General features: G+C 58.6%; 19 protein-coding genes and 1 pseudogene. 9 read left to right on the top strand and 11 right to left on the bottom strand.

Features of this window, described 5'->3' with window-relative positions:
- Nucleotides 1-11 precede the first annotated feature (11 nt).
- Complete coding sequence (locus tag ACS4RS_RS23715) at nucleotides 12-1,028, bottom strand: ABC transporter substrate-binding protein (RefSeq protein WP_439013315.1); 1,017 nt, start codon at nucleotides 1,026-1,028, stop codon at nucleotides 12-14.
- 279 nt (nucleotides 1,029-1,307) lie between these two features.
- Between ACS4RS_RS23715 and ACS4RS_RS23710 the strand changes: the two genes are divergently transcribed.
- Nucleotides 1,308-2,549, top strand: a complete 1,242-nt coding sequence (locus tag ACS4RS_RS23710; protein ID WP_439013314.1) for an ATP-binding protein — start codon at nucleotides 1,308-1,310, stop codon at nucleotides 2,547-2,549.
- Nucleotides 2,550-2,562: 13 nt separating this feature from the next.
- The gene (locus ACS4RS_RS23705; RefSeq protein WP_064843440.1) at nucleotides 2,563-3,285 is read left to right on the top strand and encodes a response regulator transcription factor; all 723 of its coding nucleotides are present in this window, start codon (nucleotides 2,563-2,565) and stop codon (nucleotides 3,283-3,285) included.
- A 36-nt stretch (nucleotides 3,286-3,321) separates the two neighbouring features.
- On the opposite strand, the gene ACS4RS_RS23700 is transcribed toward ACS4RS_RS23705, so the two are convergent.
- From ACS4RS_RS23700 to blh, 7 genes and pseudogenes are all read right to left on the bottom strand, one after another.
- Entirely contained in the window at nucleotides 3,322-5,646 is a 2,325-nt protein-coding gene (locus ACS4RS_RS23700; RefSeq protein WP_439013313.1) for an EAL domain-containing protein, read from the bottom strand.
- Between the two features lie 199 nt (nucleotides 5,647-5,845).
- Nucleotides 5,846-6,667, bottom strand: coding sequence for a DUF1206 domain-containing protein (locus tag ACS4RS_RS23695; RefSeq protein ID WP_439013312.1), 822 nt, complete (start codon nucleotides 6,665-6,667; stop codon nucleotides 5,846-5,848).
- Nucleotides 6,668-7,040: 373 nt separating this feature from the next.
- Nucleotides 7,041-7,805: a TSUP family transporter gene (locus ACS4RS_RS23690; protein ID WP_439013676.1), complete on the bottom strand. Its 765-nt coding sequence runs from the start codon at nucleotides 7,803-7,805 to the stop codon at nucleotides 7,041-7,043.
- Complete coding sequence (locus ACS4RS_RS23685) at nucleotides 7,802-8,233, bottom strand: DUF6691 family protein (RefSeq protein WP_439013675.1); 432 nt, start codon at nucleotides 8,231-8,233, stop codon at nucleotides 7,802-7,804. The genes ACS4RS_RS23690 and ACS4RS_RS23685 overlap by 4 nt, the downstream gene beginning before the upstream one ends.
- Nucleotides 8,230-8,640 (bottom strand): YeeE/YedE family protein, encoded by a 411-nt coding sequence (locus ACS4RS_RS23680; protein ID WP_439013311.1) that lies wholly within the window; start codon nucleotides 8,638-8,640, stop codon nucleotides 8,230-8,232. Before ACS4RS_RS23680 ends, ACS4RS_RS23685 begins: the two co-directional genes overlap by 4 nt.
- Nucleotides 8,637-8,984, bottom strand: coding sequence for a sulfite-sensing transcriptional repressor BigR (gene bigR, locus ACS4RS_RS23675; RefSeq protein WP_439013674.1), 348 nt, complete (start codon nucleotides 8,982-8,984; stop codon nucleotides 8,637-8,639). Before bigR ends, ACS4RS_RS23680 begins: the two co-directional genes overlap by 4 nt.
- Nucleotides 8,975-10,272 (bottom strand): annotated as a pseudogene (gene blh, locus ACS4RS_RS23670) (bifunctional sulfur transferase/dioxygenase Blh). The gene bigR and the pseudogene blh overlap by 10 nt, the downstream one beginning before the upstream one ends.
- 585 nt (nucleotides 10,273-10,857) lie before the next feature.
- On the opposite strand from blh, the gene ACS4RS_RS23665 reads away from it, so the two are divergent.
- Nucleotides 10,858-12,222, top strand: coding sequence for an ISNCY family transposase (locus tag ACS4RS_RS23665; protein WP_439009806.1), 1,365 nt, complete (start codon nucleotides 10,858-10,860; stop codon nucleotides 12,220-12,222).
- Nucleotides 12,223-12,554: 332 nt separating this feature from the next.
- On the opposite strand, the gene ACS4RS_RS23660 is transcribed toward ACS4RS_RS23665, so the two are convergent.
- Nucleotides 12,555-13,721 carry an IS110 family transposase gene (locus ACS4RS_RS23660; protein WP_439009802.1) on the bottom strand — a complete coding sequence of 389 codons (1,167 nt, stop codon included), beginning with the start codon at nucleotides 13,719-13,721 and terminating at the stop codon, nucleotides 12,555-12,557.
- 437 nt (nucleotides 13,722-14,158) lie between these two features.
- On the bottom strand, nucleotides 14,159-15,184 hold the full coding sequence (locus ACS4RS_RS23655) for a LacI family DNA-binding transcriptional regulator (RefSeq protein ID WP_439013309.1): 1,026 nt from the start codon (nucleotides 15,182-15,184) through the stop codon (nucleotides 14,159-14,161).
- Nucleotides 15,185-15,355: 171 nt separating this feature from the next.
- Between ACS4RS_RS23655 and ACS4RS_RS23650 the strand changes: the two genes are divergently transcribed.
- The 6 genes from ACS4RS_RS23650 (at nucleotide 15,356) to ACS4RS_RS23625 (ending at nucleotide 22,728) form a co-directional block, all read left to right on the top strand.
- The gene (locus ACS4RS_RS23650) at nucleotides 15,356-16,615 is read left to right on the top strand and encodes an extracellular solute-binding protein (RefSeq protein WP_439013308.1); all 1,260 of its coding nucleotides are present in this window, start codon (nucleotides 15,356-15,358) and stop codon (nucleotides 16,613-16,615) included.
- 60 nt (nucleotides 16,616-16,675) lie between these two features.
- On the top strand, nucleotides 16,676-17,557 hold the full coding sequence (locus ACS4RS_RS23645) for a carbohydrate ABC transporter permease (protein ID WP_449313997.1): 882 nt from the start codon (nucleotides 16,676-16,678) through the stop codon (nucleotides 17,555-17,557).
- A complete protein-coding gene (locus tag ACS4RS_RS23640; protein ID WP_439013307.1) occupies nucleotides 17,550-18,386 on the top strand; it encodes an ABC transporter permease subunit in 837 nt (278 codons plus the stop codon). The genes ACS4RS_RS23645 and ACS4RS_RS23640 overlap by 8 nt, the downstream gene beginning before the upstream one ends.
- A gap of 10 nt (nucleotides 18,387-18,396) precedes the next feature.
- Nucleotides 18,397-19,539 (top strand): sn-glycerol-3-phosphate ABC transporter ATP-binding protein UgpC, encoded by a 1,143-nt coding sequence (locus tag ACS4RS_RS23635; protein ID WP_439013306.1) that lies wholly within the window; start codon nucleotides 18,397-18,399, stop codon nucleotides 19,537-19,539.
- 53 nt (nucleotides 19,540-19,592) lie between these two features.
- Nucleotides 19,593-20,954, top strand: a complete 1,362-nt coding sequence (locus tag ACS4RS_RS23630; protein ID WP_439013305.1) for a NosD domain-containing protein — start codon at nucleotides 19,593-19,595, stop codon at nucleotides 20,952-20,954.
- Nucleotides 20,955-21,066: 112 nt separating this feature from the next.
- The gene (locus ACS4RS_RS23625; RefSeq protein WP_439013304.1) at nucleotides 21,067-22,728 is read left to right on the top strand and encodes a glycoside hydrolase family 32 protein; all 1,662 of its coding nucleotides are present in this window, start codon (nucleotides 21,067-21,069) and stop codon (nucleotides 22,726-22,728) included.
- A 156-nt stretch (nucleotides 22,729-22,884) separates the two neighbouring features.
- On the opposite strand, the gene ACS4RS_RS23620 is transcribed toward ACS4RS_RS23625, so the two are convergent.
- A complete protein-coding gene (locus ACS4RS_RS23620) occupies nucleotides 22,885-23,292 on the bottom strand; it encodes a carboxymuconolactone decarboxylase family protein (RefSeq protein WP_439013303.1) in 408 nt (135 codons plus the stop codon).
- Between the last annotated feature and the right edge of the window lie 105 nt (nucleotides 23,293-23,397).

Here is a 23,397-nt window from a genome sequence, read left to right as displayed (position 1 = left end):
CGCCGGGAGATTTACTTTGCCTGCTCGATGACCTTGATTGCATCAGCCTGGGTATATTCCACGTTGGCGACGCCGCCGGCCTGGGTATTGGCGAGGTTCGTTTCGAGATTGTCCTGGTCGATGCGCAGGAAGGGCACCACGAGGTCCTTCTTGACCTCTTTGCCGTCGAGGATCTGCTGAGCGACCCAGAAGGCGAGCGTCGAAACGCCAGGTGCGATGGAGACGGACATGGTCTCGTAGCCCTTGGCGTCCTTCTGTTCCTTCCACCATTTCAGTTCATCTTCGCGATTGCCCATGATGATGACCGGCATTTTCCGGTCGGTCGCCGCAATCGCCTGCGCAGCGCCATAACCGTCGCCGCCCTGCGTCACCACGCCGGCGATGTCGGGCAGGCTCGGCAGGATACCGGCAACCGCCTTCTGCGCCACGTCCTGCGCCCAGTCTCCATGAACGGAGCCGACAATCTTGAACTGCGGGAACTGTTTGGCGCCGTCGTGGATGCCCGCCGAGATCTCGTCGTCGACGAAGACACCGGCGAGGCCGCGGATCTCAAGCAGGTTGCCGCCCGCCGGAAGTTTCTTCGACAGGTATTCCACCTGGCTGCGGCCCATTTCCTTGAAATCGACGGCGATGCGCCAGGCGCAGGGCTCGGTGACGATGCCGTCGAAGGAGACGACGGTTATGCCGGCGTCGCAGGCTTCCTTGACCGCGCCGTTCAGCGCCGTCGGCGAGGCGGCGTTCAGCACGATGGCGTCATAGCCCTGCAGGATCATGTTCTGGATCTGCGCGGCCTGCTCCGTCGCCTGGTTCTCGGCGGTGGTGAAAGGGTCGGCTGCGGCAACTGTGCCGGCCTTCACGGCTTCACCCGTCACCTTTCCCCAGCTCGTCAGCATGGCCTGGCGCCATGAGTTGCCAGCATAGTTGTTGGAAAGAGCGATTTTCTTGGCCGACGTGTCGGCAAAGGCGGAAACGGGCATCGCGGCGCAGGCAATAGCGGCCGATGCCAGAAGCATCTTGCGGATTGTCATGACTTCCTCCCTGATGATCGCGCCGGTCGGCGGATCGCTTCACTCCTGCCTGCCCAATCGGAGCCGAGTGAAAATTGTTCTTGCACTGAGCTTCCTCCTCTCAGTAAGGGCAGGATGCGGGAGATCGATCAGCCTGTACAGGGGCAAGGCAGCAAGTCGTTTGCGGGTTTTGCGCAATTAGCTGCGGGTTTACGCAAGACGGCGGCGCTTCCGCGGGCGCTTACTGCGAAGGGATCGCGGCGGGTTGAGGAGCCTGTGCCGTCTCGGGGAGGAACTACAATGCTGCATCTCACACCCGCAGCGATGTTCGACCACTATCTCGGTATTTCCCGGCTGCTCGCGGGCCAGCTCGACTTCCGCTCGGCCATCCGTTCGGTTGCAGCCGAGGTCGCCCATATCATTCCGCACGACCATCTCGATGTCTGCGTGCTCCTGGAGGGCGGCAACTACCACACGGCCTACGAGACGGGCATCGAAACCGCCTGGGGCGATCTTGCCGGCGCGCCGGTGGTCAACAGCCCGATCCGTTCGCTGCTCTGGGGCGAGGTCGACTTTCTGCTGGCGGAAGACGCCATGACGGACCCGCGTTTCCATTTCGAGGGCGCGTTCAAGCGGCCAATCGTCGAAGAGTCGCTGAGGAGCCGCCTGCATGTGCCGATGAAGGTGCAGGGCACGATCATCGCCGCGCTCTCCTGTTCATCGCGAACGGCGAGCGCCTACACGATGGAGGATATCGAACGCGCCCGCATTATCGCCGACCTGCTGACGCCCTATTTCTTCGCGCTGCAGGCTGCCGAGCAGGCGCAACGCTCGGCCATCGTCGAGGCCGAGGCCCGCGCCCGCGAGGAGGGGCTGCGGCAGGGCGCGCTGAAGCTGACCGAGGCACTAGAGCAGGAACGCCAGCGGATCGGCATGGACCTGCACGACCAGACGCTTGCCGACCTGACGCGGCTCGCCCGCCGGATCGATCGACTGTCGCGCAACGGCGAGGTGACGCCGGAGGCGCTGGAGCCGGTATCGCGTTCGCTGCAGCATTGCATGCAGGATCTGCGGCAGATCATCGAACAGGCAAAACCCTCGGTCCTCCAGCTCTTCGGTCTCGCGCAGGCGATCGAGCATCATCTCGACCGATCGACCCGCGACACGGGATCGGCCATCGAATGGGGTCTGGTCGACGAAACGCACGGCGCATTGGAGCGGCTTGAACCGACCGTCAGCGTCGCGCTGTTCCGGATCGCGCAGGAGGCGATCAACAATGCGGTGCGCCACGCCGCCCCGCTGGCCGTGACGGTGCGGCTCGAGGCCGACGAGGAACGGCTGTCGATCGAAATTTCCGACGACGGAACGGGACTTGCCAAGGCGCGGGGACGGATCGGCGGCGGCATCGACAATATGAAGACTCGTGCGCGGCTGATCTCGGCACGCTTCTCGACCGGGCCCGGCCACAACAATCGCGGGACCGTGGTGCGCGTCGTGCTGCCGCTGACCCCGCTCGACAACCCGGCGAGCGGGCCGGACTGAGGAGAAACGCGCAATGAAGGTTCTGATCGTCGAGGACGACCCGCTGCACCGCTCCTATCTGCACGAGGCGGTCAACGCCGCCCTGCCGGAATGCGACACGGTGATCGAGGCCGAGAACGGAACGGTCGGCGAGAAGCTCGCCCGCGACCACAAGTCGGCGCATATCGTCATGGACTTGCAGATGGCGAGCCGCAACGGCATCGAGGCGGCGCGCACCATCTGGAAGGAGCGGCCGGAGACCCGCATCCTGTTCTGGTCGAACTATTCCGACGAGGCCTATGTGCGCGGCGTCTCGCGCATAGTGCCGGATGGCGCCGCCTACGGCTATGTGCTGAAATCCGCCTCGGATGAGCGGCTGAAGCTGGCGCTGCGCTCGATCTTCATCGAGAGCCAATGCGTCATCGACCGCGAGGTGCGCGGCCTGCAGCAGAAAAGCCTCGGCCAGACCAACGGCTTTACCGATTCCGAATACGAGATCCTCGTCGATATCGCGCTGGGTCTGACCGATCGGGCGATCGCCAAACGCCGGGGCCTGTCGCTGCGCAGCGTGCAGAACCGCCTGCAGCAGCTCTACGACAAGCTCGACGTCTACCAGAGCGCTGGCGACGACCATGAGGACGGCCGCTTCAACCTCCGCGCCCGCGCCATCACCGTCGCTTTCCTGCGCAAGCTCCTGAACTACAGCGCCCTGGAGCGGGCCGAAGCAGAGCTGCAGGAGTGGCTCGACGGAAAGTAGTCGCTGTTTGAACAGCGACCATTCCGCCCGCAAGGGTCAGGCGATGGCTTTCAAGGGAGCGCGGCTGCTCGGCGCTGCCTCAGGCTTGCCGAACAGGAAGCCCTGCATCTGGGCCGGCTGGCTTGCATGAAGGATCGCAAGCTGCTCCTGCGTCTCGACCCCTTCGGCAATCACCGGCAGGTTGAGCGTCGAGGCCATCTCGATGACATTCTCAAACAGCGCTCTGATGGTTGGATCGGCGCCGATGCCGGCAAGGAAACGCCGATCGATCTTCAGCTTGTCGAACGGAAAATCCCGGAGATTGGCAAGCGAGGAATAACCGGTCCCGAAGTCGTCGAGGACGACCCGGATCCCCATTGCGCGCAGCTGACCGAGCGTGGAAAGGACGGCAGCCCGATCGTGAAACAGCGCCGTCTCGGTGATCTCGAGCTCCAGCCGGTCAGGCTGCAGCCCCGTTCTTGCAAGAATTTGCGAGAACTGCTCCACCAGGTTCGGCATCAGGAACTGAACCGGCGAGATGTTGACCGCGATCGACAGCGGGGTTTTCCACGAGGCTGCCTCGCTGCAGGCTTCTTCTAGAACCCAGATCCCGATGGGGATGATGCAGCCGGTTTCTTCGGCGGCAGCGATGAAGTCCGCCGGTGCGAGGACGCCTCTGCTTGTATGGCGCCAGCGCAGCAGCGCCTCGTAGCCGCACGGTTCTTGCGAAGAGGTGTCGACGATCCTCTGGTAGACCAGAAACAGCTCCCCTTTGGCGAGTGCGTGCCGCAGATCGTGCTCGAGTTGCCGCTTGGCATGCAGTTCAATGTCCATCGCCGCCTCGAATGTGCAGGCTCTGCCGCGGCCGCCGCTCTTGGCCCTGTAAAGGGCCATGTCGGCGTTGTTTCGCAGCCGCCGATCGGTAACGCCATGCTCCGGGTACAACGCAATGCCGATGCTGGCGCCGAATCCCGAAGAGGTCGCGAGATCTGCGAACTCCTGCGCGAAGGCCTTCTGCAGATCGGCCGACAACGCTTCCGTCTGTTGGCGGGACGCGTTTTCCAGGATGATGCAGAATTCGTCTCCTCCCATGCGGGCGATCGTAACATCGGCCGGCAAGGTCCGGACCAAGACTTGGGCGACGCGCTGCAGAACCGCGTCCCCCTCGGCGTGGCCGAATGTGTCATTGACGAGTTTGAAACGGTCGAGATCGAGGGCAAGCAGCGCCAGCCCGCCTGGTGTTGCAGCAGCGGCGGCAATCGCCATCTCGAAACGCTGATCGAACTCGCGGCGGTTCGCCAGGCCGGTCAATGGGTCGTGGCGCGCCATATGCTCGATCCTGCGGCTCGCCTCACGGCGTTCCGTCAGATCGCGCACGGCGATCACCTGGCACTCGCGCCCGCGATATTCGATCGTCCGATCAAGGATCTCGACCGGAATCGTCTCCTGGCCGTCGCACAACACCGCTCCCTGGCAGGTGTCGATGCCAAGGCGTCTTTCGATCGCAAGCACCGCCTCGACCCGTTGGCCTTTCAGAAGCGCGGGTGCTTTGCCGGCCATCACGGCGAATTTCTCGTTGAGATCGATGACGACATTTTCCTGGGTGATGACGAGCCCTTCGAACGAGGCATTCGCCAACCCGCGCAGATCGGTCAGATGACGATCGAGGAACAGCGCTGCGGCGGCTCCGAGCAGGATCAAGGTGGAGATGATCGAGACGGCAATGGCGATGGCGATCCGATCGACGGAGGACAGATCGGCATGGACAGGCTCGGCGGAAGGGGTGATCTGGACACCGCTCATCGACACGGTGTGGAGGTTGCAGATCGCCAGGACGATGCACGCCGCGCCGGTAAAAATATAGAAACGCCTGCCGGCGCTATGCCGCACGACCACAACCGCAACGATGCCGAAGCCGATTGCCAACGCACAGGCGACGATCGATTTGTCGAAAGCGAGCGAAACCATGCTGAACGGCGTGATGGCGAGCAACCCCACGAAATGCATTGCCGAAATGGCAACGCCGAACAGGACCCCGCCGGACGCCTGGACAAGCTGGCCGCCATTCTTAAAAGCAATTTCAACCGCCACCGCAAACAGTACGATGGCGGCGATGATCGACAGAATGATCAGAGGACCGTCGTAGCCGATCGGCACCGGTCCGGCATAGGCCAGCATCGCGATAAAATGGGTTGCCCAGGTGCTGGCGCCAAGAACGACGGCAGCGGCGATAAGCCAGTAGTGGTGATGGTGGCGCACACATTCCTGCGCACGCGTCAGCATGAAGACGGCCGTCAGGCTGCCGAAGCAGCAGATCGACAGGGCGACGAAAAGCAACGTCCAGTCATGCTGGTCGGCGATACATGAAAGCACAGTGAACATGGCATCTCCAAGGTGCGGGGAGGGTGCCAAAGCGGGCCTAACGAAACCATATGGGCTTTGTTAAAATGCCAAAGATCGACGCAAAAAATACAACGAAAAGACGAAAAACAAGTGTCGCTCTGCAAACCGCGGATGAAGGCGGGGGCAATGGCAGCTCCATGGCTTCAGTGGAGGGAAGTCAACTGCTGACAAAGCTGTTTCAGGGGCGTGCCAGCGGAATTGAACGCCTGGCGTCTGCCAATGACGGGTGGGAAATGACGCGGTACCGTGCCTCGACAAGGTTGTATATTCCGAAGGCGGCCAATCCGGCGGCGACGGCGATGTAGAGGAAGGATCCGAACGGAAGCTGGCGGACCCATTCCAGGGCATCGCCCATGCTGCCGGCCTGCTGCGGATCCACCCGGACGCCGGCATAGGCGAAAAGTATCCCCGTGATCGCGAACACTACGCCGCGGGCGACGAGACCGTAAACGCATATCAAAGCCACGATACCCTTGCTGTCGGGTATCTTGACGTAGCGCTCGAACTTCCGGTTGATGCCCTTTACGATCGTTACGATGCCGCCGATGACAAAGCCGGCCCCAACAGCGATCGCAAGGTAGGACCCGAACGGCTGCGACATGATCCATCCCGCCAGCCCCTTCTCACCCGAACCTTCACTCCCGCCGCCTAGGAAGATGGCACGACTGAGGGCATATCCGGCAAGCCCGAGATAGGTGATGGCGCTGCCGAGGAGTGCTGCCCGAATCACCAGTGCCTTTCCGTCCCTGCCGTGGCCGTCACTATCCGCCAAGGACTGGGCCAGCCTCCAGGCGACAAATCCGAGAAGTCCAAGACCGATCATTCCGACCCAGATCCGGCCGAACGGCTGCGCAAGCAGCGTCGAGAGCGCCGATTTCGTTTCCGGTCGGCCGCCGGCGACGCCGGAGAAGAGCGCAAGCCCGGCTATCAGCAGAAAAACGACGCCGCGCGCCGTGTAGCCGCCCTTGGCGAGCACATCAAATCGAAAGCCTTTGCTCATCAGCATTTCCTCTGCGTCGCCGCTGCGCGAGATTAACGCGCCAGCCTTCCGAAAGTTTGTTGAAAGGGTTCGCAACGGTCCTGCGATTCGCGAAGAGTTGAATCTTACCGTGGTGGCGGCCGCCGCCGTGGTTGGCGGGGTAAACGGGCAAGTATCGCCCCGGCATCCCTAGGCTATTGATTTCCTGCGTTTCGCAATGAAAAATCGTCGCTGGATCGGAAAATCATGTGGCCGCGAAATATGGACCTAGGTTCTTGCGACATTGCACGTGGCTAGGCCATGCCTTCCACACAGGCGCGCCCTCTGGTTCAGCTCTGGGCCAAAGCCGAACCAGATTCGGATGAGCCTCGTCGGCCGCGATCCAAGCGAATGATCATGACTGCTGAAAGATCATATAGCCCGCAACTGTGAAGACCAGAGCAGCGAAGACACGGTTGAGGACATTCCGGCGAGCGCTCAGGCGTGTCGCCCCCAGCATGCCTAGCACGCCGCCAATGATACCGCCACCGATGAACTCGCCGGCCAGCCGCCAGTCCACGAAGCCTGACAAGGCATAGTTCAAAGCGGTCGCCAGTCCAAATACGCCGACTGCCAGCAGAGAGGTTCCGATCGCATCGATCATCGGCATGCCTGTCGCCATCATCAGACCAGGCACGATAAGAAATCCTCCGCCTATGCCGAAGAAACCGGATGCTGTGCCAGTGGCAAGGGCTACGGCGGCGGTAGCGAGGCACATCTTCAGGTCGACCGGTCGAGACCGTTCCACGACCGTTTTTTTCGGCTTCAACATCAGAAGGCCGATTACGATCATTAGAAGGCCGAACAGGAACATCAGACGGCCCCCATCCATCGCCTTGCCAAGGCTCGACCCGGCAAAGGCGCCAATGACGCCGAAAACGGAAAACACGATTGCGCACCGCCACCAGACGTGTCCTTTGTATGCATGGCTCACGAAATTCGCGAAGGCATTTGCCGACACCGCCAGAGCCCCCGTGCCGATCGCTATATGCGGTTGAGCAACGCCGACAACGTAGAGGAGCAAGGGTGTCGCCAGAATGGAGCCGCCGCCACCAAGCAGCCCGAGCATGAAGCCCACCAGGCCGCCGGAACTGACTGCTGCGAGGACAGAGTTGCTCACGATCGACGGCTCCACACCCTGTCATAAAGCGCCATTCCGGCCAGCATCGCGATCACGAACACAGCGGTCGAGGAAAAGCCGATCGGGAGGGATGCAACGGCCGGGCCGGGGCAGAGGCCGCCGATACCCCAGCCGAGGCCGAAGATCGCCGATCCGGCGACGAGGGGAGCATCGATACGCCGCCCGGTCGGAATGTGGAAACGGCCATCGAAGGCTGGGCGATGCATCCGCTTCACCATCTGCATGCCTGCGAACGCGACGACGACAGCTCCGCCAAGGACGAAGGCGAGGCTTGGATCCCAGCCGCCAAAGACGTCCAGAAAGCCCTGGACCCGCGTCGGGTTCAGCATGCCGGACAGCGACAGCCCGAAGCCGAAGACAATGCCGGAGGCAAGCGCCGACGCGCTTTTGTAGATGTTGCCGTTCATAATCCGAGACATCGAAGGACCGTGACCGCCACTACGCCAGCGGTCAAGAAAATGGCGACGGCCACGAAGGAGCGTGGAGACAGGCGAGCTAGACCCATTATGCCGTGCCCGCTCGTGCAGCCCGAGCCCATGCGCGAGCCGAAACCGACAAGCAGGCCCGCGACGATGAGAAGCGGCCAGCCGACGGTGATCTGAACTGTTGGCCAACGCCCGAATACAAGCAGATAGAGAAGCGGGCCGAGCAGCAAGCCGAAGACGAAGGGCAGGTTGGTCTGAACACCAACACCCTGGGCGAGCCGTCCAACGATCCCACTGATCCCCACAATGCGGCCGTTGAAAAGAAGAAGCATGACAGCAGAGACGCCGATCAGCATGCCGCCGAAGAGGGAAGGGAGATATGTGTTCATTTGCCGTCCTTCACACAGAAGATATCGTAGAGCGCGTCGACCAGCTGCGCCGCCTTCTCCTCCGTCAAGCGGTAGAAAATCTGCTTTCCCTCACGCCGCGTTTCGACGATGCCCGAGCCGCGCAGCACGGTGAGATGCTGCGACAGATGCGGTTGGTGGACATCGACCTTTTCCTCGAGTTCGCCGACGGAAAATTCGCTGTCCACCAGTGTGCAGACGATCATCAAGCGTGCCGGGTGTGCGAGGGTTTTCAGAAGATTCGCCACATCGTCGGCCCGGTCGGCCATTTCGGCGCGGGAGAGCCATTCCTTCGGCATGGATTTTTTAACCTGCGTCATTCCCAGGCCACTCCTTCAAGCGCATTGAGCGGAAACTTCAGGTAGCGCGCGCCGTTGGCTTCGGGTTCCGGCAGGCGGCCGGCGCGGATATTCACCTGCAGCGCATGCAGGATGAGCTTCGGCATCGGCAATGTCGTGTCGCGTTTGGTGCGCAGCGCCACGAAGGCGTCCTCCGTCATGCCAGCAACATGAGGGTTGGATTTCTTCTGCTCGGCCACCGTGCTTTCCCATCGCGGCGCGCGGCCGCCTGGTTGATAGTCGTGGCCGGTGAAGACGCGGGTCTCGTCCGGCAGCGCCAGGATTTCTTCAATCGACTTCCAAAGCAGGCGGGCATCGCCGCCGGGGAAGTCGGCGCGGGCCGTGCCGCTATCCGGCATGAACAGCGTGTCGTGCACGAACGCCGCGTCGCCGATAAGGTAAGTAATCGAGGCCAGCGTATGCCCGGGTGAGAACAGCACCTTCGCATTGATCGAGCCAAGTTCGAAGCTTTCGCCGTGTGCAAAAGCCGGTCCCATTGCGAGCCATCGACGGCAAGCTCCGGCCAGTTGTAGATGCCCTTCCACAGGGCCTGGACATCCACGACATGCTCACCGATCGCAGTTCTGGCACCGGTCTTCTTCTTGAGATAATCGGCTGCAGAGAGGTGATCGGCATGCGGGTGCGTATCGAGAATCCACTCAACCACTAGCTCATTCTCGACGATATACGCCAGGATGGCATCGGCGCTGCCGGTTGCCGTCGCCCCGGACTTCTCATCGAAATCGAGAACGGGATCGATAATCGCGCATTTGCGGGTCGTCGGATCAGACACCACGTATTGGACGCTCCATGTGCGCCGGTCGAAAAAACCCCTCACCTGCGGTCGGCGCGCGGCCTGCTTCTCAATCCAGTGCGCGGCAGTCCTGGTATCGAAGCCACGGCTTCTGCCAAACTCGATGACCTGGTCGGCCGAAAGTCGACCATCGAGAACCTCGCCGATCAGATAGAGGTTCAGCGAACGCGTACCTGATTTGCAATGGGCAAAGACAGGCCCTGGCGCTTCGTCGAGCGCCCACTGAAAAGCGCGTACATCCGCTTCGGTTATCTTGTCCAGCGTCACCGGGATATAGGCATAGGACATGCCGTGACGGCGCGCCTCATCCCGCTCGGCGTCGGACCCAGGTTGGCCTGGTTCATCCCCGTTCGGCCGGTTGTTGACGAGCGCCGTAAACCCTCGGTCGCGCAGGGAACCTATGTCCTCGATGCTCGGCTGGGGAGAAACCGACAGTTTTAAAGAAATTGCGGTTAGAGCCATGAACGCCTCCAATAAATCAATATATAAAATAACATATTATATAATGATATATATTCAAGAGTCAGAAGGAGGCGACCGGAAAATAATTTCCGCATCGCCCTACCGCACTGGTTGCTACGCTCGTGGGATTCGAATGCGCCTTATATTTGCCGGAGCCGCCAATATCGTCCACCCGTACCAATGACAGCATTCGCCGAGCGACCCGCGCTTTAAGTCTTCACGTCGCTTCTCAGCGTGGCGTCGGCTGCTCTGACCTATGCGGTGCGTCCTCTTGCCCGTAATGGCTTTGTCGAGATGATGACGGATGCCAAGGACAAGCGCACCTGTCTTCGGCGGTCGCCAGCACGCCAAACAAGGCTGATGCACGGTAGAGGTGGCCTAACCTTGTCGCTGTGCTTACGGCAACCCTACTGGCAATCTCCGCCACATGTTGCCCTCGCGCCGGGCGATCGTTCTAGGTCTCCCTCGGCAGGTTCCATAAGACAGATTACGCCACATTTAACTGTAGCCGCAAAGTTAGAATGTCCTACTTTAGCAAAGTTAGAATGTCACGCTCCCCGCGCTTGATAACGCGGAGACGATCAGATGGGATTGATAGCGATGAGCGAGCGCGACCTGCAGCGGATCGAAGTTTTGTCGAAGGTAGCGGCTGGCCGTATGACGATGGTGTCGGCGGCACATGTGCTCGACGTGAGCACGCGCCAGGTCCGGCGTCTGTTGATGCGGATGAGCGTTGGTGGTGCGGCATCGATCCGGCACAAGGCGATTGGCCGTCCATCGAACAATCGGATCGGCGACGGCGTTCGGGATTATGCAGTGACGCTGGTTCGCGAACACTATGCGGACTTCGGTCCGACCCTGGCTTCAGAGATGTTGGCTGAGCGGGATGGATTGTGTGTGTCGCGCGAGACGCTGAGGCACTGGATGATCGATGCCGGCATCTGGTTGTCGCGCAAGCAACGTCGGACGTTTCATCAACCGCGGCTACGACGCGAGGCCTATGGCGAGCTGGTGCAGATTGATGGCTCTGACCATCGCTGGTTCGAAGACCGAGGCGATCCCTGTTCGTTATTGGTGTTCATCGACGATGCGACAGGCAAGTTGATGCAATTGCGGTTCGTACGGTCGGAAAGTGCGTTCTCGTATTTTGAAGCGCTAGGGCTGTATTTACGTGAACATGGCGCGCCGATAGCATTCTATTCAGACAAGCATTCGGTGTTCCGGGTGGCAAAGAAGGATGCCAGAGGTGGTCAGGCCATGACGCAGTTCGGGCGTGCACTCTGTGAGCTAAATATCGAGATTCTTTGCGCAAATTCAAGTCAGGCTAAGGGCCGCGTCGAACGGATGAACCGGACATTGCAGGATCGCCTGGTCAAGGCACTGCGACTTGCCGGGATCGACAGCATGGAAGCCGGCAACGCGCTTCTGGCGAGTTTCATGAGCCGGTATAATGCTCGATTTTCGATCGCCCCTGCCCGTTCAGATGATTTGCACCGACCGCTGAATCTGGCGCCGGATCGATTGACGGAGATCCTGTGCAAGCGCGAGCAGCGTTACGTCGGAACACAGCTAACATTTTCGTTTGAACGCAAGCGGATCATGCTGGCGGAGACCGAGGTGACGCGTGGTCTGGTTGGCCATTATGTCGAGACCTATGCCTATGCAGATGGTCGCCTCGATGTGCGCTGGAAGGGTTATTCCCTGCCCTACAAAGTGTTCGACAAGGACCAGCGGGTGACGCATACGGCAATTACCGAGAACAAACGGCTCGGGGATATTCTGGCTTACGTCAAGGAGCGCCAGGACCAGCATGTGCCGCCGGTCGTCAAAACCAATAGTGACAAAAACGGCTATCAGAAGCGTGGCCGCAAGCCGAGGACAGATTACATGAACGATCCGGCGGTGATTGCCCGGCGAGAGAAAGCGCTGTCGAGACCTGCCGCGGAATGAGTGATCGTTTGAATAGCCTCAAAGCTCACATGAGGATTTTGGCGTCAAGATCAATCATGGCTTCATAGCGTGCCCCTTCGATTTCATATCGAACCCATGGTCTGAGCCACCTTGCTTGACGCGGCACGTTTCCGTCACCGGTTCAAACTCACATACGGTCGCCGTTTTGTCCGGCTGCACCATTATCCCGCTTGCGTAGCGGCAAGGCTCAGGAGAACGGGACCAATCTAAAGCGCGGCATTTGAAGCCCGACTTTGAGGCGGTTCGCTCACCTGGATCCGCCAGGAGTGATCAGTCCTGGAAGATTTGTGTGTTCGGTCATTTCTTGGTCGTCAGGCGGTCTTCATGACAGCCCCTTCGATAACAACACCCGCAGTAACAAACTTCCACAGCGCGATAAGGAGCTTGCGCGCAAGGGCAACTATCGCGGCTTTCTTTAAACGTCCCCCGTTCAACTGAACCCGATCCACAAACCAACGACTGAGCGCTGACGCTGGCTGATTGCGTAGCCAAAGCCACGACAGTTGAATCATCGTGGTGCGCAGCCGAGGATTCCCTGCTTTTGAGACACCCTGTTCGTGGTCAATCGTCCCGCTCATCCATGGGGTCGGTGTCAAACCTGCATAGGCGGCAATCTGCCGCCGATTATCAAAATGCCGGGACAGTGCTTCGGTCCAAAGAACGGCGGCAAATTCAGCGCCGACACCCTTTAAGGACAGCAGCATCGCTGCGGGCGAGGTTGCCTCAACCGCTGGCTGCTCATACGTCGATAGGAGAGAATTACGCTCGCTTTCCACTGTAGCAATCTGTTCAAGCAGCAACTCGAGACGGTCGAGTTCGCGATTGATTTGAGCCTTTAGGTGTTTCGGCAACTCGCGCCCATCTCCCGTCTGGAGCTCCTCCAGGCGCTTACGGCGATCCTTACGGAGCGGTTGATAGCCGCTGACGCCTTGAGCGAAGAGCAGCCCCTTCACTCGATTGACATGCCTGACCCGTTCAGCAATCAAAACTTTGCGTTCCCGGCAAATCCGACGCCGATCTTCGTCCTTCGGATCTGGCGCTCTGACCATCGCACATACGCGTGGCTCGCCGCGCTTGAACGCGAGCAATGTGCGCGTCAGAGCCTCTCCATCAATCTTGTCGGTCTTCGCACGCCGACGTCGACGGGAGGTCGCGATCGAAGCTGCGTCGACAACGTAACTTTCGATGCCGCGAGCCTCCAGCACGCGGTGTATCCAGAAGCCGTCCAATCCGGCCTCTTGGATCGTCACGATGGGAAATAACTTCCCTGTTCTCAACCGCGCCTTCTGTTGTAGCTGCTCAAACCGATCCAGCAGCTCGGCCACATTGCCACCGGCCACTACATGCTTCGACATCTTCTCGCCACTGCCCGGCGACAACGAAGTGATCAACCAGGTCGATCGGCTCAGTTCCAATGACACAAAAATTGCGCCAAGATCAGTGCGGACAGCGGTCGGATGAATGGATGCAGGTTTCATAAACTTCTCCTCCTGAGCGAGTGTTTTGATGCAACCTCACTCTGCCAGAGCGGCGGCCGCTGTTCACTCCTCATGGGATCTAAAGCCGAAGAGGTGTTCTTATCACCCGCCCCGATCTGATCTTGCAACCGGTCTCAGCCGCTCAGATCGGGACTGGTCGTTGCGCCGTGCGGCGACCAGGCGGACATTTCGACTTTGCAGGCCGGCGGACATTTCAACCTTGCCGCCACATTAACTGTAGGAGCTATTTAGTAATGCGACAGTTGGCCAGTTAGATGCGACAGTCTCGCCTCTCGACGTGCTGGTCAATGCCGACGTTGGGAATAAGGAGGGCGAGCTGACGATCTTCCGACGTGCACAGATTCACTCCAGTTCAGCTATGGCAACGCTCAAACCAGACGTGATCATTCGAGTCAGGCAGTTGAGCTTCTCGACACCTAACGAGGGCCACAGGCGACAGAGCTACGTTCAACCAGCTTGCAAGAGATAACCCGACGGCCCGGATAAATCTTCTCGGCCCCTATCAAATCGTTCAGCCACTTCGCACCCTCTCGGCCGAGATCGTAGTATGGCAAGGCCGCCGTGGTCAGTTCCGGCTTCAGCGCCATAGTGACTGTTCGAAAATCGTCAAAGCCGACGATGCTGACATCTTGTGGAATACGCAATCCCAATGCCATGGCGGCAATGTAAATTTGAATTGCCATTTCGTCGTTGCCGCTCATGATCGCGGTCGGACGGTCGTCTTGTTTGAGCATTTCGGTCGCTGCCGCAAAGACGTAGTTGTTTTCTGCCCCAACAGGCCCATCCATACCAAGGCTGATAGAGAGGTCGTTCTCCGTGAGACCGAACTCGCTTGTTGTTCGGCGAAATGCATCCAGGCGCAGTTCGGCTCCCAAGAGGATTGGATTGAGCCGGATGTAACCGATTCTGCGATGCCCCCGGTCAAGGAGATAACGGGTAAGATCTCGCGCCCCCTGATAATCATCGGGTTCGATAGATGGCAGGAGCTCACTTGTTTGCGGCCGACAATTTATCATCACTGTCGGAATGCTGACATCGCCGGTCTCCGGATCCACAATGCGACGGTACATGGTGACATACAAGACTCCATCAATGCGATGGGATTGGAACATTTTCCAGATTTCCACCTCTCGCTCGGAAGAACCACCGGTGTTGGCTATCAGGATGGTTTTCCCATTCGCATTGGCCCAATCCTGAATTCCGCGGACAATATCGACGGAATAGGGCGTCGTAGAAACATAATCAGTGATAATCCCAAAGGTGTTGGAGCGGTTGGATCGTATGAGGCGCGCCGCCATATTCGGGACATAGCCGAGGTCGCGAATAGCCTTTTCTACTCTCTCCCGAGTTTCCTCAGTCACGTAGGGCTCGCCATTGATGACACGAGAGACTGTTTTATTTGAAACCCCGGCCGCTTTCGCGACGCTGACGATGCTCACCATGTCCGCCAATTCTCCTCGTGCGGGTCTGTTGTAAACCAGACGCATGACAACGTCGACATATTTTTCTGACAACGTCGACATTGCCGTTGACAACGTCGTCATAGCGCGCTTATGGTCCCAACAATGCAACAGCCTGAGGCAAATGCTTCCGGCGCAATGAGGGAGGAACTCATGAAGAAATTGCTTGGCGCCAGCGCGCTCGCGCTCGTTTGCATTGCGGCCTCCGCTAAGGCCGAGACCATCAATATCCTCGTGGAAGGTGGCGGCGAAATGCTGCAGAAGGCGGCCGCGGAGAAGTTCACCGCCGAGACCGGCATCAAGGTGAACTTCACCGTCGTTCCATATCAGGGCGTCTTTGACAAGTTTTCGGCCGAAATCGCCTCCGGTTCATCGGCGTTCGATGTGGTAACGATCGACGTCGTGTGGAACGCGAAATTCGCAAGCCACGTCGAAGACCTCGCGCCGCTTTTCACCGATACGGTTCGTAAGGACCTGCCGCCTGCTTTGCTTGCCGACGCGAAGGTCGGTGACAAACTGATCGGCATGCCTGCCTGGGCCAATGCCGAAATTGTTTTCTATCGCAAGGACCTCTTCGACAAACCGGAGGAACAGAAAGCGTTCCAGGAAAAATATAATTATCCCCTCGCCCCGCCGCAGACTTGGCAGCAGTGGCGCGACATCGCAAAATTCTTCACCCGAGACACAGACGGTGACGGCAAGACCGACTTTTGGGGCACCGACACCATCGGCAGCTTCTCCGAAGAATGGATGGCGCATGTACTTCAGGCGGGCTCGCCAGGTGTGATCCTCGACAAAGATGGGAAGGTGATCATCGACAACGAAGCGCATAGGAAGGCGCTCGAATTCTACATCGCACCGCACTGCATCGATCATTCTGTGCCCGAGAACGTCAATGAGATCGGCTGGGGCGAAGCTCAGAACCTGTTTTATCAAGGCAAGACGGCGATGATGAAATTCTGGGCGCACGCCTACAAGATGACGCCCACCGATTCCAAGGTCAGCGGAAAGGTCGGCGTCGTCCCGATGCTGGCCGGCGATGCAGGAATCGCGGCAATTCCGGGTCCTTGGTACAATGTCGTTCCGTCGACCTCCCAGCACAAGGACGCGGCCAAGAAGTTCATAGCCTTCGCGATTGCCAACAACGCCTTGGGTATCGAAGCGCCGCTTGGATTGGCTGCGACGAACTCGGCCTATAACAGATATGCCAGCAAGCCCGGTTATGAGCATTTCACGCCGCTGCTTGAGACGTTGCATGCTCCTGCTACGCAAGGCCGTCCGATGAACGAAAAATATCAGGAAATTGTCGACGAAGCGGTTCTTCCCGCCGTGCAGCAGGCGCTGACGTGCAAAGCGGATGTCGGAAAGGTCCTGACGGACGCCAAGGAAACGATTGAAGACATCCTCGACTAATCCCTCAGCGTCGAGGAGGACGGATGGTCCTCCTCGCATCATCAGCTTTCGGAGAGCGCCATGTCGGGTGAAGATCGATTCGTGCTGTGCATGCTTGCGCCAGCGCTCGCCATCCTTGGCTTGCTGGTCGCATACCCGGTAGGGCTTTTGGTGTTCGATTCCTTTTTTAAGGTCGATACCATTACTCCCCACATACGAGAGTGGATCGGGCTCAAGAACTATATCGACGCGCTAACCTCGAAGCGGGTCGCGGAAAGCGCATTCAGAACAATCCGGTATTCGACCTTTGCGCTGTTCTTCGAATTTACGTTCGGCTTCTGCGCCGCTCTGCTGTTCACGGCGCTCCCCGGTCAGTCGCGCTGGCACCGCACGATCTTCACGCTGCCATTGATGGTGCCGCCCATTGTCGCCGGCCTCTTGTGGCGCTTTCTCCTGGTCGGGAACATCGGCATCTTGAACTACGGGCTCGTCCATCTGGGCGTCATCAGCGATCCCGATGCGATTGCCTGGTTGTCCGACGAAGATATCGCCATCTATTCCGTCTCTTTCGCCGATATCTGGTTGACGACGTCCTTTGTCGCCCTCGTCTCCTATGCCGGATTGACAAACATTCCCAAAGACCTGCTCGAGGCGGCGAGGATCGACGGCGCGAACGCGTTCAAGCGCTTCTGGCATGTCACGCTGCCGCTGATGCGCCCGGTTATCGCCGTTGTCGTCATCGTGCGTGGGGTGGATGCAGCCAAGACCTTTGACCTCATCTGGATCCAGACGCAAGGTGGCCCCAACCACGCCTCCGAAGTGTTTTCGATGAACATCTATCAGCGCATGGTGCGCTTCGGCGATCTCGGCGAGGCGTCGGCCTCAGGCACGCTGTTTCTGATCGTCATGATCCTTCTGGCCGCCGCTGCCTATTGGAAGATATGGAGGCCGGTCCATGCTTAGTGCGCGGCGCCTCAATCTCAACGGTATCCTGATCAATGCCGCTGCACTCGTCCTCGTCCTGTCCTATGCGCTGCCTTACGTCTATCTGCTCATGACGTCGATCAAGCCGGCGGCGGATGTCCAGCAGATTCCGCCGAGCTTCTTTCCCGCCGTCATCTCTTTCGAGAATTTTCGCGACGTCCTGCAATCATCGACCCTGCCGCGGGCCTTCGCAAGCTCGCTGACGGTGGCGGTGCTGACAACCATCCTTTCCCTCGCCGTGGCGGTTCCGGCCGCTTATGTCGCGACCCAATACCGGCGCCGGATCACCACCCTGTTCCTGCTTTTCGCACTGGTCACGCGCATGGTGCCCTCGGTGTCGCTCGGCGTGCCATTGTTCCAGCTTCTGAAGTCGCTCGGTCTACTGGATACCGTTCCCGGTCTGGTGCTCGCCCATACATCGGCCGCGGTACCTCTTGCGCTTCTTCTCATGGCAGCCTTCTTCGAAGGCGTGCCGAAGGATCTGGAAGAGGCGGCGCGCATGGACGGCTGCACCCGATTCCAGGCCTTTCTGAAGGTCATTCTTCCGATCATGACGGGCGGAATCGCGGTCACCGCGCTCTTTACCTTCATCACGAGCTGGAACGAATTCCTCTACGCACTACTGCTGACGTCAGAGGCGACCAAAACCGCACCGATCGTCATTGCTGAATACAACTCAGTCTATGGCCTGGCCTGGGGAGCGATGACGGCGGCGGCCGTGCTCTATTCACTGCCCGTCATCATCATAACACTCGCACTTCAAAAGCAGATCGTCGGCGGCCTGACTTTCGGCGCTGTAAAAGGATGAGGGAGGCGACATGTCCGATATAGAACTACGCAACGTCAACAAGATCTACGGCAACAGCTTTCATGCGCTGCACGACCTGAATTTCAACATCAGGGATGGTGAGTTCATGGTGTTTGTCGGTCCCTCGGGATGTGGGAAATCGACGGCGCTTCGCATGATCGCCGGCCTTGAGAGCATTTCAAGCGGCGAACTCAGAATTGGGGACAGGGTCGTCAACGAGGTCGATCCCAAGGACCGCGACATTGCCATGGTCTTTCAGTCGTACGCGCTGTACCCGCACAAGACCGTGCGCGAAAACATCGCCTTTCCACTGCTGATGGCGGGGCTGCCAAAATCCGACATTGCCGGCCGCGTGGATGAGGCCGCGCGCATCCTAGAACTGACGGCTCTGCTCGACCGCAAACCGGCGCTGCTCTCGGGCGGCCAGCGGCAGCGCGTCGCCATGGGTCGGGCGATCGTCCGCCAGCCGTCCGCCTTCCTGATGGATGAACCGCTGTCCAATCTCGATGCAAAACTGCGTGTGCAGATGCGCGCCGAGATTGCCAGCCTTCAGAGAAAACTTAACGTCACCACGATCTACGTCACTCACGATCAGGTCGAGGCAATGACGATGGGTGACCGTGTCGCTGTCATGAAAGGCGGTGTGCTGCAGCAAGTCGATACACCGCAAAACCTGTACAGTCGCCCTGAAAACGTCTTTGTTGCGGCCTTTATCGGATCGCCCTCGATGAACTTGTACGAGGCCGTTCTGAATGGAAGGACGGTGACCCTGGGCAGCAACAGTTTCGAAATTCCTGACCGGGTTTTTGAATGCCGTCCCTCGCTCAACGGCGCGTCCAACCGTGAAATCCTTCTCGGTATCCGGCCCGAGCACATGAACGACGCTGCAATCCGGCCTTCTTCGGCCGAGATCTCGGCCCCGGTCACTCTTGTTGAGGCGCTCGGTTCTGAATCCATGGTGCATCTGAATATCGACGCACCTTGGGTGGAAGCCGGCGACCCGGACGCCATCGCCGACATCGGCGACGAAAAAGCTGCTGTAGCCCGTTTTTCCCCAAAGAGCACAGTGCGTGCAGGTGATATCGCGCGCATCGCTGTCGATGCTGAAGAACTTCACTTCTTTGACCCGGACACCCGCATCAGCATCTGGTGATGGCATAGCCAAAAGAAAACAAGATAACTCTCGCTGTCCGAGGAGACATTACAATGGTTGGCGAAAATTGTTACGACGTTACCAAGTATCCAGCCGGCAATCCTCGTGAGGATATTGGCGCGGTCATCAATAGCATCATTGCGGATATCAAAAACAGGCAAGCGGTTGCCGATGTAAATGACGGCGGAAAACCTGGATCGGTTATCTATATACCGCCAGGCGATTATCGTCTTGTCACTCAAGTCGTTATAGACGTGAGCTATCTGAAAATCGTCGGCTCTGGGCACGGTTTTACGTCGTCGAGCATCCGTTTCAACACACCCGCAAGCGAGTTGGCCCACTGGCACGAAGTGTGGCCGGGCGGAAGTCGCATCCTTGTGGACACGTCTCCAGAGGCCGCAGACGGTGAGGCTGCTGGTGCCGCCTTTCATGTCAAGCGCAGCGGAAATCCGCGTCTCAGTTCAGTGGAGTTTGCTGACTTTTGCATCGATGGCCTGCACTTCATCGATGATAGTTCGGGGCAAAACGACGCAGAAAACACATACAGGAACGGCAAGACGGGAATCTACGTAGGCAGCGCCAATGACTCATTCCGAATAACCGGGATGGGCCTTATCTACCTGGAGCATGGAGTTACTGTTCATGATGCCGATGCGCTCGCGATAGACAACAATTTCATTGCAGAGTGCGGCAACTGTATCGAGCTGAAAGGTATGGGGCAGGCATCAAGAATAGCAAATAATTTTGTCGGCGCCGGATATAGGGGGCACTCCATTTACGCTGAGAATTACGCGGGCATTCTGGTATCCTCAAACAACGTATTTCCTCGAGGAGCGAGCAGTGTCCATTTCTCCGGCGTGGTGCGTTCCTCGGTTACAGGAAATAGGTTTCATTCCTTTTATCCCGGGATGTTGGTTTTTGCTGCCAACTGCTGCGAGAATTTGGTCTCCTCAAATCACTTTCTGCGAGATCGCGAGCCATGGGCGCCGATGCAGAAGTACGATAATGGCCTGGATGATCTGTTCGGACTTTTGCAGATTGGCGGCAGCAACAATTCGCTGATCGCGAACCATATTTCGGAAACAATAGATACCCAACACATCAGGCCTCCAGCAGTAAGGCCTGTGATAATTAATGTTGTTTCCGGCAACGGGAACTACATAGCCAACAACCACATTGTGGCCACAACCGAAGCAACTCAAAAGGACAAGATCGATGCGCCAAACAGTGCCTGTTTTTCCACACAAGTGAGCGCCTTGCTTTCAACCGAGAATTCGACACTGCTCGATGTAACGGCAGTGCTGGTGCAAAAGGAGTCCGTACGGAATACAGTCCTGGACTCTGGAAATGACGAACAAGTTGTGATGGACAGAACGGTAAATGCATTTAGGGGCACTCCGGTTCCTGGGCAATAGAACCCGTAGCCGCCAAGCCTTTCCCGCTGGTCGTGGGACCGCAGTCCTCTTCCCGAGAATAACCTGGGCCAGTCTTCGGACCGGCCGTTCTTTACTCAGATTGCGTCTCCAAATGGCGAAAATGACTGTCTCTTTTGCTTCGGGCGAGCGTTTGGAATTCTGGGCGTCTGGCCCTGGGGCTGTCACCATTTCACACGATGGCGAGACCCTCTGGCATGTGCCCGCTTTAGACACTCATCCATCATACTATTCCTATCACCACCGCGAGGCCGGCAGCGTCGTCGTTGAGTGGGACCGGCCGGAAGCATTCTTTTGGGCCTACTCCTACGATCCGGCAACCGTTGCGGAGGCCGGCATAAAGCTATGGGAATTCAGCACGGATGAAATTCTTATTCGCGCAGGAAAGGAAATTGACACATGGCTGCGAAGCGATCCTGAGCGGCCTCGAATTCATTTTTCTCCTTGTCGCAACTGGATGAACGATCCCGTGGGTCTCTGCAGGATCGGCGATTGCTGGCACCTGTTTTATCAATTCCATCCATGCGGCGGCGACTGGGGGCCAATGCACTGGGGACATGCTACCAGCCCTGACCTGTTCACCTGGACACACATGCCGGTTTTTCTCCATCCGGAGCAGAACCTATGGCGTCTCGGTGCAACCGGAGGCGCATTCTCCGGCAATGCATTTCAGGACAGGGATGGCAGCATGATGTTCTTCTATACGGAACGCCTGCCCGCCTATGACCTTTTCAAAGGCTATCGGGAAATACAAAAGATCGCCCGGCCGGACCGGCGGATGATCAAGGCGGAAAGCATCTTGACCGTGCTCGAGCGGCGCCCCGAAGGCGTTGAGCACGATTTCCGCGATCCAAAGGTGTGGTGGGATGAAACCTCCAGCGCTTATCGCATGGTGCTTGGCGCTTCTATTCATGGCGACCCGGCAGTCTTGCTTTACGGTTCCGAGGATCTGCTTGAGTGGAAATATCTGGGACCGCTGTACCGTGCACCGCCCTTCTTCCGCGAGCAGGGCGCCAGGGCAGTTGAATGCCCCGACTTTTTTCCCGTCGACGGCAAATGGGTGCTGATCATGGGATTTGTCGGACACCGTGATCCTGACAGCGGGCGACACAACCTGCTCTATGGGCTCGTCGGCGGCTTCGTCGATGATCGCTTCCTTCCGGACTCCGATGCCCTGCAACTCCTCGATTTCGGCAGCGACTTTTATGCGATGCAGAGCTTCGCGACGGGTGGCAGGCAGATTGCCTTTGCGTGGCTCTTCAATTGGGAGTTCCGCAAGCCTGCCGGATCGCCGTATTCGGGCGAATTGTCCCTACCCCGCCAGCTGTCGCTGGATCCGCGCAAGAGGATATGTATGAGACCCGCTGACGAAGTGGACGATGCCCTCACTCATGCGCCTCTGTCTTGCGCAGAGCCCGGCAGATATGTTCTGGACGGAGCGTCGACCGATATCCGGTTGAACGGGATGCTCGACGGAACAAGGATCACCGCGACCGAAGCCGGACAATCGTCATTTTCCATCGTGGTGGAAGATCAAAATGTCTCCGTGCAGCTGCCGCAAGACGACGGATCGATCCGTTACGCCGCGGCCATTGCCGATGCGACGGATCTGAGAGTCATCCACGACAAGGGCATCTTAGAAATTTTTGCTGACGGAGGAGCCGTCTGCGGCACGCGACGCAACTATCTCAACGTCAGACCGGACAAGCTTGTTATTCTGTCAAAGGCACATGTGAGCGTTTTCAGCGGGGAGTAATCGCATCGTGCTGAAAGCGCTCAAAGGGCAGGTTCTGTACGTCGATGCCGTAGCTGCGAAGTTACGCAAAGTTGGAACGTCACACTCCCCGCTTTTGATGATGTGGGAGATTGCGGACGGCACTGGTTGTATGCGCTTGATCCGAGACGTCGTTTCTTACCGCACCTCGAATTCCGGATCGGGCGGAACCTGCATGGCGAGAGCGAGATGATTTGTCTGCGCGGCAAGCCCGATGATCGTCAGGAGTTCGCCATGTTGGGCATCGGTCATCCCGCGCGCACGGGCGGCCGCGGTATGGGATTGAATGCAATACTGGCAGGCATTGGCCGTCGACACCACGATGTAGATCATCTCCCGCGTCAACGGATCGAGCGCGCCTTCGATCGTCATCACCGATTTAAGCGTCTCCCATACCCGCTTGAGATTTGCCGGATCGTTTGCAAGAGCGCGCCAGAAGTTGTTGACGAAGTCGGTCTTGCGTGTTGCCCTGATGTCGTCGAACACGGCTTGAACGGCCGGAATGGCTGCGGCCTCTTGGTCCGACAGCAGTTTGACTGTCGCCATCGATTTTTCCTTTCTGTGTGCCGATGCACGGCTTCAAGTATGATCTTTTCTTCGACCGCTTCTGCCGGTGACATTGCTCGGCGATCCCGCTGCCGCCGGAAGATA

The organism is Rhizobium sp. F40D2 (assembly GCF_051810745.2).
In the GTDB taxonomy this organism is placed as follows: Bacteria; Pseudomonadota; Alphaproteobacteria; order Rhizobiales; family Rhizobiaceae; genus Rhizobium.
The sequence above is the reverse complement of the archived record's forward strand: the minus strand, read 5'-3'. Positions and strand labels throughout refer to the sequence as shown.